The sequence below is a fragment of the Porticoccus sp. genome (assembly GCF_965660005.1).
Taxonomy (GTDB): Bacteria; Pseudomonadota; Gammaproteobacteria; order Pseudomonadales; family Porticoccaceae; genus Porticoccus.
The window spans coordinates 1-10,224 of record NZ_CBFHYF010000051.1 but is presented as its reverse complement, the minus strand read 5'-3'; the positions used below and the strand labels follow the sequence as shown (position 1 = coordinate 10,224).

At 53.8% G+C, this 10,224-nt stretch carries 11 protein-coding genes and 1 tRNA gene; 6 read left to right on the top strand and 6 right to left on the bottom strand.

Annotation, left to right across the window (positions count from 1 at the left end):
- Positions 1–579 (top strand): IS3 family transposase (locus ACTF5G_RS09125; RefSeq protein WP_438952504.1); only part of this gene is annotated, 579 nt, incomplete at its 5' end.
- Between the two features lie 347 nt (positions 580–926).
- Positions 927–1,313 carry a hypothetical protein gene (locus ACTF5G_RS09120; RefSeq protein WP_438952503.1) on the top strand — a complete coding sequence of 129 codons (387 nt, stop codon included), beginning with the start codon at positions 927–929 and terminating at the stop codon, positions 1,311–1,313.
- A gap of 262 nt (positions 1,314–1,575) precedes the next feature.
- On the opposite strand, the gene ACTF5G_RS09115 is transcribed toward ACTF5G_RS09120, so the two are convergent.
- From ACTF5G_RS09115 to ACTF5G_RS09090, 6 genes are all read right to left on the bottom strand, one after another.
- Positions 1,576–1,651 (bottom strand) — tRNA-Phe (locus ACTF5G_RS09115).
- A gap of 78 nt (positions 1,652–1,729) precedes the next feature.
- Positions 1,730–2,002, bottom strand: a complete 273-nt coding sequence (locus ACTF5G_RS09110; RefSeq protein WP_438952502.1) for an oxidative damage protection protein — start codon at positions 2,000–2,002, stop codon at positions 1,730–1,732.
- Positions 2,003–2,006: 4 nt separating this feature from the next.
- Positions 2,007–3,074, bottom strand: coding sequence for an A/G-specific adenine glycosylase (gene mutY / locus ACTF5G_RS09105; RefSeq protein WP_438952501.1), 1,068 nt, complete (start codon positions 3,072–3,074; stop codon positions 2,007–2,009).
- Entirely contained in the window at positions 3,074–5,182 is a 2,109-nt protein-coding gene (locus ACTF5G_RS09100; RefSeq protein WP_438952500.1) for an AsmA family protein, read from the bottom strand. The genes mutY and ACTF5G_RS09100 overlap by 1 nt, the downstream gene beginning before the upstream one ends.
- A 109-nt stretch (positions 5,183–5,291) precedes the next feature.
- A complete protein-coding gene (locus ACTF5G_RS09095) occupies positions 5,292–7,298 on the bottom strand; it encodes a TonB-dependent receptor (RefSeq protein WP_438952499.1) in 2,007 nt (668 codons plus the stop codon).
- A 52-nt stretch (positions 7,299–7,350) separates the two neighbouring features.
- Positions 7,351–7,629 (bottom strand): hypothetical protein, encoded by a 279-nt coding sequence (locus ACTF5G_RS09090; protein ID WP_438952498.1) that lies wholly within the window; start codon positions 7,627–7,629, stop codon positions 7,351–7,353.
- Between the two features lie 132 nt (positions 7,630–7,761).
- On the opposite strand from ACTF5G_RS09090, the gene hisB reads away from it, so the two are divergent.
- From hisB to ACTF5G_RS09070, 4 genes are all read left to right on the top strand, one after another.
- On the top strand, positions 7,762–8,355 hold the full coding sequence (hisB, locus tag ACTF5G_RS09085; RefSeq protein ID WP_438952497.1) for an imidazoleglycerol-phosphate dehydratase HisB: 594 nt from the start codon (positions 7,762–7,764) through the stop codon (positions 8,353–8,355).
- A gap of 13 nt (positions 8,356–8,368) precedes the next feature.
- Positions 8,369–9,022, top strand: a complete 654-nt coding sequence (hisH, locus tag ACTF5G_RS09080) for an imidazole glycerol phosphate synthase subunit HisH (protein WP_438952496.1) — start codon at positions 8,369–8,371, stop codon at positions 9,020–9,022.
- Positions 9,023–9,102: 80 nt separating this feature from the next.
- Entirely contained in the window at positions 9,103–9,831 is a 729-nt protein-coding gene (gene hisA, locus ACTF5G_RS09075) for a 1-(5-phosphoribosyl)-5-[(5-phosphoribosylamino)methylideneamino]imidazole-4-carboxamide isomerase (protein WP_438952495.1), read from the top strand.
- 222 nt (positions 9,832–10,053) lie between these two features.
- The coding region (locus ACTF5G_RS09070; RefSeq protein WP_438952505.1) for a transposase at positions 10,054–10,224 on the top strand (171 nt) is incomplete at its 3' end.

The following is a 10,224-nucleotide window of genomic DNA, read 5'->3' as shown; positions in this document are numbered from 1 at the left end:
CCTCGCAAAAAAGGTCGTGGCAGCAAACGTGGTTCAAGCAGACCTCAGGGTGTTGAGGATCATCTGCAACGCGACTTCACGGCGCTTGAGCCTGAGACCAAGTGGGTCACGGACATCACCGAGCTGTCGTCTAGCGAAGGCAAGCTCTATCTCTGCGTTGTCTTGGACTTGTACGCCAAGATTGTCGTGGGTTGGTCGATGCAGATTCGCCAGGATCGTTTTATGGTGATGCGTGCGGTTGAGATGGCTTTAGGGCAACGCGAGGGCACGGCACCTGTGATTCTGCACTCGGATCGCGGCACGCAATTTACCAGTGATGATTATCAGAAGTTGCTGAAGCGTCATGGCCTGGTGAGCAGCATGAGTCGAGTCGGTCACTGTGGTGATAACGCAGCCTGCGAAGGCTTCTTCGGTCTTTTAAAACGAGAACGAACCCGTCATCAGAAATACCGGACCAGAGCTGAGATACGAGCTGACGTCTTTAGCTACATCGAACGATTCCATAATCCAAGGATGCAACGTAGAGTGGCTAGAGCAGATCAGCAATTTACGTCGTTTTTAAACCGTCCGTGCAAATAGGGTAGCACCCCTGTGATTGGACCAGACATTGAGCAGCATTCTGTGATAATGATAGCAGGCAGTAGAATTAAAGTATAATCTTGACACCACTATCAAGTTTGTCAAGCGCAGGCAAGTAAGCGGTGGCTTTCGTACATAAAAAATTGACTAAATGTCAATTTCTCAAGAACGCCACCGAGTAGTTACGGCGATAGTTTTATTTTCCTTGAAACAAAGGCATCAACGTCTCGAATCAGACGCATCCCATCTTCTGCTGCGTCGGCACACCTAGCAACCACAGCAAGCGTGATAACTATTCTCTCTGCAGACAACTTGATGCCCTGAGTCCGCTCTCTACGTTTGATCGTGTGTTTTTTGGGTTTGGAACTTTCGGTTTCTCAGAAATTGTTGAGAGACAAAAAGAAGATGGTCTCAAGGAAGTTCGTCTTGAGATGGACAGACGTGGCTTACAGGCTTGCGACGCAAGAACTCTCGCCTCTTATGAATGCGAAAAGATCCATTCAAATCAATTGTCTCCAGAATTTCAAACCTGCGTGCTAACGGTTAGCAACTCCATCGCAGCGAGAATGGCGTCTGATGCAGCCCGTGCTGCGGCAAATGCAGCAGCAGCTCAAGCTAATGCAGCAGCAGCTCAAGCTGCCAAGGCAAATGCAGCACAACAGCAGAACAACCCAGTTCATACCACTTGTAGGCAAAGAGGAAACACTGGGAAAGTAAGCTGCACCAGCTTCTGATCTCCCCGATACCAACCTTGATTGATAACCCCACCACTCAATCCCAAAGTCTGCGAGAATGTCTTTGAATGGGATTCAGAGCTTCGCTATTGACTCTTTTTTGTATCTGGGGTGGTACTACTGGAGTAAGGAGGATGGAATAGCCCCCCGGGGGGGATAGCTGAAACTAGCTAAGATTTAGATTACTTTTTAGATTACTTTTGAATGAATGCGCCAAAAAACCTAACGAAATTAAGGCGTTTCAGCCGCATTTTAGTATGAGTGGTGCCCAGAGACGGAATCGAACCGCCGACACGAGGATTTTCAATCCTCTGCTCTACCAACTGAGCTATCTGGGCATATTTCTACCAGTGGTGACTGGCGAAGGCGCGTATTAAACCTTCTCATATTTCCAGCGTCAAGGGCGGGCGCGGAAATTATTCCGCAGGCGGTATGTAGCCTTCCGCCTGGTCAATATCCTGGCCGGAGAGAAACCTGTCGCGCTGTTCGTTGAGGTAGGTGCGGGCAGTCATGTCCATCATGTTGAGGTGTTTCTCGTTGATCAGACGGGTCTGGTGTTCTAGCCATTCCAGCCAGGCCTGTTTGGAGACGTGTTCGAAGATCTCCTGTCCTTTGGGGCCGGGGAAGGGTGGTGCATCGAGTCCTTCCAGTTCCCGGTTGAGCTTTTTGCAGTGAACTATACGTGCCATGAAATTACCCTGTTGATTGGTTGGGTTGTTGCAACAGATGCAGTTGTTGCAAGAGTCGTTTTACCGGCTGGGCGGTGCCCATCGCCAGTGTTGACTGGGGGTTATACCAGACCAGCGCGCTGGTATCCATGACCTGCTGCTGTGGCTGAACGGAGATCAGCACCGGTTGGTAGTCCAGATGGTAATGACTGAAGCTGTGGCGTCGGCCCGGCAGTAATTCCCAGTCTGTTGCGCGGTAGCCGAGGCTGTTACAGGTCTGTTCTATTTCGTTTTCATCGTCACATTGGGGAAACACCCAGAGTCCGCCCCACAAACCACTGGCGGGGCGTTGTTGTAATAGCACTTCCCCCGCCGGGTTTTGAATGACCAGGAACAGGCACTGGCGAACCGGTTGTTGTCGACGGGGTTTTTTGCCGGGGTAGCGGGTGGGGCTACCCTCTGCCAGTGCTTTGCATCCCTCTGACAGCGGACATAGGCTGCAGGCCGGTTTGCTGCGGGTGCAGAGGGTGGCACCGAGATCCATGATGGCCTGGGTGTAATCGGCAAAGCGCTGTGCCGGGGTATGTTGCTCGGCCAGTTCCCAGAGTTGTCTGGCGACTGATGTCTGGCCGGGCCAACCGTCGATGCCATGGTAGCGGGCGAGCACCCGTTTTACATTGCCGTCGAGGATGGCGGCCCGCTTGTCGAGGGCAATGGCACAGATGGCACCAGCGGTGGAGCGGCCCATGCCGGGCAGTGCCATTAATTGTTCCTGGGTATCCGGTAAAACACCGCCATGTTCTGTGCAAACCAGCTGTGCCGAGCGATGCAGGTTGCGGGCCCGGGCGTAGTAACCGAGACCGGTCCACTGTTGCAACACGTCATCGAGCGGGGCTTTTGCCAGTGATGAAATGTCGGGGAAACGCGCCATGAACTGCTGAAAGTAGGGGATAACGGTGCTGACCTGGGTTTGCTGCAACATGATTTCTGATACCCATACCCGATAGGGGTCTTTGTTCTGCTGCCAGGGCAAATCCTTGCGGCCGTGCTGGTCAAACCAGCACAGCAGTTGTTCGGAAAATGTTGCAGACACTATTGGAATATACCCCTGAGCACCTCATCGATGAGTTGTTTTTTTGGGTCTTGCTCTTTTTCGGCTGAGGGCTCTTTATCAGCTGAAGGCTCTTCAATCGCTGACGGCTCTTCTGTTGTTGTAGATGGCTGTTTCAGGTATTTATCAAACAGCTTTTCCTTGAGGACGTCCTGGACCTTGCCCTGAATCAGCTGATTGATGAACTGCTTGTCCGGCAGGCAGCTGCCCTTGCCGTTTTCGGCAAAAGAGCCGGTGCAGCGGAATGGGATATCCCGATTCTGGATGGATTTACTTTTGATCGTACAGCCGGTCTCTGAGGTGGTGTCACCACGCAGATTGGCCCTGATCAGCATGTCGTAGGTTTCCTTGCCGAGATGGGCGGAGCCGTTGCCGGAAACCAGCAGATTGCCAACGCCGGTGGTAAAGCCGGGCAGGGTAATCTGCTGGTCCTGCCATTTGATGGTGCCCTGCATATCCTGCAGGGTGGTGTGGTTTGGCCAGGTCCTGCCAGTCAATGTTCTGCCCTCAACCAACGAGGCCATTTCACAATAACTTTTTTCCACATTGATGTTGTCGACCTGTAGCTCCGAGAAGCTGAAATTGCCGTTGCCATTCATGTTGTCCAGCAGGGCATCACTGCTGTCGCCGGCGCTGCTACCGGTAAAGTCCATAGTCAGTTTGCCGTGAATATCGCTCTGATCGGCCAGTGTCACCAGTGCCTGATGCAGGTCTAGAGTGGCTACGTTCTGGGTGAAACTGACGGTTGGGCTAGTCTTGCCCAGGTCGGCCCTGGCGGTGGTTTTGAAGGTGCCATCAAAAACGCCGCCGGAGAGCTCGGTGATCTGCACCACTTTGCCATTGGCCTGGAGTTTGAGTAAGAGGTTGTCAACCCGGATATTATCTGCTGTCAGGCTTGCCAGGCTGAGCTCCACTTGGCCCTTGCCGCCTTCGAGCAGTGCCAGTGGCGCCAGCAGTGGTGTGAGCAGGGCGGCCTGTTGTTCCGTGGATTCTGCTTCACTGGTAGCGGGTAAAATAAGGTGATCGCCCTGTATTTTCATGGATAGTTGGCGAGTTCCCTGGAGTTGCATGACCAGATCACCGCTGGCATTGAATTTGTCCAGTGCCAGTTTCAGATTGGTCAGGGAGACGGCTTTTTCCGATGCGGCAAACGTACTGCTGATATCTACCTTTTTGAAGCCTTCCGGTGGCTCCATTGGCAGTTCTGCCAGGATCAGGTTTTGCAGCGACAATTCACCCTGCAGAGCCGGTGAGGTTTGCAGTTCTGCACCATTGATTGTGCCACTGATTTTTGCCGATCCCAGCTTGCCAAGGATGTTGGTGATGGCGACGCCGTCTGTGGATCCGTCATAACTGGCATTGAAATTCAGGGTTAGCGGCAGCTTATCCAGCCCCTCAACCGATAGTCTGGCATCGGAAAGGGTCAGTTTTTGTGGCTTCATCTCTACCGCGACAAAGGATTGCAATTCAACGTGCAGGGTCGGTTGGTCGGGAAGTGTGGTCGAAAAATCGAGGCTGGTGGCAAAGGGTTCGCCATCGAGGTTCAGCTTCCTGCTGGTAAAGTTGAGTTGTTCAAATACCTGGTCGGGTCCGTCTGGTGATGTCAGAGTGATCCGGCTATCGGTCAGGGAGATTTCATCGATGGCCAGCTCAAAGGGTAAATCGCCAGTGCCCGTTTCCTGGGTGGCGGCAGCGGCTCCTGGCATGGCGGCTACATTGGCCGCTTCCGCTGCGGTTTTGGTCCGGATATCCACACCATCCAGAGTGATTGCTTCCAGGCGAACAGTACGTGTCAGCAGCGCCCGCCAGTCGAGGATCAGGTTGGCTTCACGAAATTTTACATCGGGTATCCCGGTACCTTCTGTTGCAGCGGTGAGCGATGAACTACCGGCGCGAACTGCCAGGTTGGGGAAGAATGACCAGCTCAGATCGCCCTCTATTTTCAGTTCGAGATCATTCTGCAGGGCCAGTTTTTCCAGCTCGGGCTTGTAGGTGTTGGGATCGACGCCGAACAGTAGAAAGGTGACGCCTCCAGCCACCACTAATACCAACACCAGTAACATCACCAATATAATTTTTAGCAGTTTCATGGATATTGCTCCCTGTCCAAAAAAGGCAAAACGGCCATTGCAGGCAACCATGTTACTCGCAATGACCGTGATTGTTTACCGATAAGCGACGGGTTGATGTCGCTTTTGGTCAGAAGCTGTAGCGCACTCCTAGCTCCACACCCAGACGTGCTTCGGGAGCGGCATCCCGCAGGTAGGACGTGGAATTACGGATCTCCTCATCCAGCAGGTTGTTGGCTTTGGCAAAAAACAGCCAGTCTCCGGCAGCGGTATCCACATGGTAGTTGAAGTGGGCATCCAGACGGGTGTAGCTGTCGGTATCCTCTTCAAATTCACCGGCGTGGTTCTGTTTCTTGACATCGGTGAGCCGGAAGCCGGTGTGCCAGTTATAGGCCTGATAATCCAGCGCTATGCCATAACGCAGTGGCGGGATTCGTGGCACATCACCGCCTTTATCGAGCTTGGCACGGACATAATCGCCGAATAGTTCCACCTGCCAGTTGTCCCTGAAGGGAATGACCAGCGATGCTTCGGCACCCCTGAAGGTGGCATCCTGTTGCTGGAATTGGTAGATGTCCAGTTTCTCTTCCTCGTTTTCCACACCGGTATTTTTCTTGAAAATAAAGTCATCAATTTTGTTGTAGAAGACGCTCAGTTTCAGATCAACCGGCCCCTGGTAACGATAACCCAGCTCAATATTCTGGCTGGTTTCTTCGTCGAGGTCCTTATCGCCCAGATCAAAACTCTGGCTGGCGAAATGGGGACCATTGGATAACAGTTCTTCCACAACGGGCGCGCGTTGTGCACGGGTCAGTGACAGGCTCAACGACTGCTCATCCGTTACCTGCCAGAGGCTGCCTGCGGACAGGCTGTAAATGTTATGACTGATTTTTGAGCCGCTGTCAGGATCCACCGTTTGTCGGTCAAAGCGCGCACCGAGTTCATGACTGAATTGGTCGTGGGTGGTTTCGCCCACCCAGAACAGCCCGCCCTGACGGATATCGGATTTGGGCACAAAGGCTTCATCGCCGATCGCACCGAAGCGACGATCCTCAAGCTGCGTGCCGAAAGCGCCTGTCCAGCCGGCAATTTCCCGATGTACCAGTTCTCCCCTGAATTCAAACGCTTCATTGAAAAATCGGGTGCCCTTTTCGCCACTCTCAAGTTCGATGTGCTCATAGTCGTTATAGCCGAGACGGAACCGGCCCAGCTCGATACCGGGCAGGATGTTGGCCCATTCGCCTTTCAGGTCGATTCGGGTTTGGTCCATATCAATCCGAATCAATTCTGCTTCTTCCTCCTCTTCTTCATGGCCCTCTTCCTCATGGTGCTCGTGGGACCCTGGTGGTATGCCGTATTCATTGTTGATCTGGCTGAAAGACATGCCGATAAAACCTTCATCGCCTATCCAGGAGAGCCCCGCACTGAAAGCGTCGGCCTGGGTATCGGTATTTGCGATGTAGCCACGGCTGCTTTCAGGGTCTTCGCCGACTTCCGGTTCCTGGGCATAACCCTGTACTTTGAGGTCATTGCTGTCCCGATAAATACCATCCAGGTGCCAGGCCCAGCTTCCAGCACCGCCATCCAGTTTGAAAACCGTGCTGTTCTGATCGCTGGCTGTGTTATGGCGGTACTCCACGGCACCTTCGAGTTTCTCTGGCACCTTGTCGGGAATCCGGTTGTCGATGACATTGACCACCCCACCGATGGCACCACTGCCATAGCGCAGCGTGGCCGGGCCTCGCAGGATTTCGATACGCTCTGCCAGCAAGGCCTCGGTCGTGATCGCGTGATCACCGCTGACAGTGGAGGCATCCATAGTGCCGAGGCCATCCTGCAGGACGCGAACACGGTTATCGCCCTGACCGCGAATCACGGGTTTGCCGACGCCGGGACCAAACCCTGAGCTGGTGACGCCGGGTTCATCCTTGAGGGATTCGCCGATAGTCGCAGCGGCCTTGTCGCGCAAGTTTTCGCCCGACAGAACACTGACAGACTGCTTTACCCCGGCAGAACTTTCCTGCAGGGGTGAAGCGGAGATGATCACTTCATTGATTTCGTTGTGGTGCTGATTCTGTGCCATAACCGCACAGGGCAGGCTGGACATGGCCAGCGCCACCATAAAAGGCGTTTTCATGGGTGTAACTCCTATCACTTAAACAGGTAAATTCAGAGGTTGAATTGTGTGTTTAGTGATAGGTGGGAGGGGCGCGACTGTTGCGCGGTGCGCTGGGCTGGAGGCGATGAGTTAAAACCGGTGCGGCGGTAGTACCGGCGCTGACCCGCTGTAACAGAAAGTCCTGCGACTGGCTTTGCAGGGTGCCCAGTCCACCGTTGGCGCTGTGGAGAAGTTCACAACTGACCGTGTGATTGTCCAGATGCACATGGGCGGCCGCCGTCTCGCTCAGCCACAGGGTAGTGATAGCCAACAGGCAGACGAGAACAATGTTGGGGCTTCGCAAGAGCATATATAAAAAGTCAGGCAGACAAGCGTAATAAACAGCCGTTGAGTATAATGACTTCCTCCTGCTTATGGAAGGGTGGCGGTGAGGGCTCTATAATGGGACGGCCCGATAACGGGCCGCACGTTGGAGACGCAGATGGCGGAACGGAAAGCAACAGTCAAACGCGATACGCTGGAGACCCAGATTAGCGTTGAGGTAAACATCGATGGAACCGGGCAGGTCAACTTTGCCACCGGCATCCCGTTTCTCGAGCATATGCTGGACCAGATTGCCCGTCACGGTTTGATCGATATCAGCGTCCGCGCCGAAGGCGATACCCATATCGATGACCACCACACGGTAGAGGACATCGGTATCACCCTGGGGCAGGCATTCCAGCAGGCGCTGGGCGACAAGAAAGGTATTCGCCGCTACGGCCATGCCTATGTGCCACTCGATGAAGCATTATCACGGGTCGTGGTGGATTTCTCCGGTCGCCCGGGTCTGGAGATGTTCGTCGATTTTGTCCGCTCCCGGGTGGGTGATTTCGATGTGGATCTCAGTTACGAATTCTTCCAGGGCTTTGTAAACCATGCCGGAGTGACCCTGCATATTGACAACCTTCGTGGTCACAATGCCCATCATCAAATTGAAACCATCTTCAAGGCCTTCGGCCGCGCTGTGCGTATGGCGGTTGAGATGGACCCCAGAATGGCCGGAGTCACGCCTTCGACCAAGGGCACACTTTAATAAAGAGCCTTATATGACAGATTTTCGTACCCGTATCGCTGTACTGGATTACGGCATGGGCAACCTTCATTCGGTCTCCAAAGCCCTCGAATCAGTTGCGCCGAGGGCCGAGGTGATTATCACCTCGGACGTTGAAGAAGCTGAGGATGCTGACCGCATCGTTTTTCCCGGTGTCGGCGCCATTCGCGACTGCATGGCGGAAATCCGGCGACTGGGTTTTGATCGGTTTGTCGAAAAAGCCGTGAAGGAAAAGCCGGTACTCGGTATCTGTGTGGGTATGCAGGCACTGCTGGAACACAGCGAAGAAAATAAGGGTGTCGATTGCCTGAACATTCTACCGGGAGAAGTGCGCTTCTTTGGTCATCATCTGCGGGATGACAGCGGTGAAAAACTGAAAGTTCCCCACATGGGTTGGGACCGGGTTCACCAGACCATCGACCACCCGATGTGGCATGGCATTGAACAGGATTGCCGGTTTTATTTCGTGCACAGCTACTACGTGGACGAAAGCCACCCCGAGCTGGTGGCCGCCACTTGTGATTACTCAGTCAAATTCGCGGCTGCGCTGGTTCACGAGAACCTGTTTGCTGTGCAGTTTCACCCGGAAAAAAGCCACACCGCTGGCTTGAAACTGCTGAGCAACTTTGTCTCCTGGCGCGGTGAATAATCGGGTCAGAATTTTTTCGGCTCTGCAATGCCGGCTGGTCGTCAAGTCAGAAATCCATTGAGAAATAACAGGAATACATTGTGCTGATAATCCCCGCGATTGATTTGAAAGACGGTGAGTGTGTGCGATTGCGCCAGGGCCGTATGAACGAGTCCACCGTATTTTCCGGCAGCCCGCTGGAAACCGCAGCCAGGTGGGTGGATGCCGGCGCCCGGCGCTTGCATCTGGTGGACCTGAATGGCGCGTTTGCCGGCGAGCCGGTCAATGGCGAAGTCGTCACCGCCATTGCCAAAGCCTACCCCAACCTGCCGATTCAGATTGGCGGCGGTATCCGCAATGCCGAGACTGTCGAGGCCTATCTCAAAGCCGGGGTTCAGTACGTCATTATCGGCACCAAGGCCGTGAAAGAGCCGGAATTCGTTACCGACATGTGCAAACAGTTCCCCGGCCATATTATTGTTGGCCTCGACGCCAAAAATGGTCGCGTGGCAACCGATGGTTGGGCGGAAGTCAGCGAAATACTGGCCGCTGATCTGGCCAAACGCTTTGAGGCGGACGGTGTCAGCGCCATCGTTTACACCGATATCGACCGAGACGGCATGATGCAGGGCGTCAATGTGAAAGCTACCGTAGCGATGGCTCAGGCATCAACCATTCCTGTGATTGCCTCCGGAGGTATCACCAACATGGACGACATCATCGCCCTCAACCAGGTGGCCCACCAGGGCATTCTCGGTGCCATCACCGGCCGCGCCATCTACGAAGGCACTTTGGATGTGGCCGAGGCTCAGCGGCTCTGCGATGGCTGATGGCCCAAAAAATAATCGTTACGACTCTTTTGTCGATGTGTAAGGAGATTCTGTGCCAACAGCTACCCTGAAGATGTTTCTTGCGTATGGTGATCCGAAGAGGTTGCGCACGGTTGAGCTTTCAAACTGGACTGGAAAGGTAGTTTCAGGCCCAAGAAGTGAATCGCCACTAATTTCTTAGACACCTTTCAGCTAGATAAACTAGCAAAAAGAGAGGTGTACATGAGCAGTAAACGCTACCCCGAAGCATTCAAGATCGAAGCCGTCAAACAGGTCACCCTTGCTGGCCACAGTGTCGCTGATGTGGCAGCCCGGCTGGGCACAACCACCCACAGCCTTTATGCATGGATTAAACAGTATGGTCCCGATTCTGAAGAGCATCGTCAGAAGTCC

Excerpts from the sequence above, each read along its gene's own strand:
- ACTF5G_RS09090 (WP_438952498.1), bottom strand. The coding sequence starts at position 7,629 with ATGCTCTTGCGAAGCCCCAACATTGTTCTCGTCTGCCTGTTGGCTATC.
- ACTF5G_RS09095 (WP_438952499.1), bottom strand. The coding sequence starts at position 7,298 with ATGAAAACGCCTTTTATGGTGGCGCTGGCCATGTCCAGCCTGCCCTGT.
- hisB (WP_438952497.1), top strand. The coding sequence starts at position 7,762 with ATGGCGGAACGGAAAGCAACAGTCAAACGCGATACGCTGGAGACCCAG.
- ACTF5G_RS09100 (WP_438952500.1), bottom strand. The coding sequence starts at position 5,182 with ATGAAACTGCTAAAAATTATATTGGTGATGTTACTGGTGTTGGTATTA.
- hisH (WP_438952496.1), top strand. The coding sequence starts at position 8,369 with ATGACAGATTTTCGTACCCGTATCGCTGTACTGGATTACGGCATGGGC.
- ACTF5G_RS09110 (WP_438952502.1), bottom strand. The coding sequence starts at position 2,002 with ATGGCACGTATAGTTCACTGCAAAAAGCTCAACCGGGAACTGGAAGGA.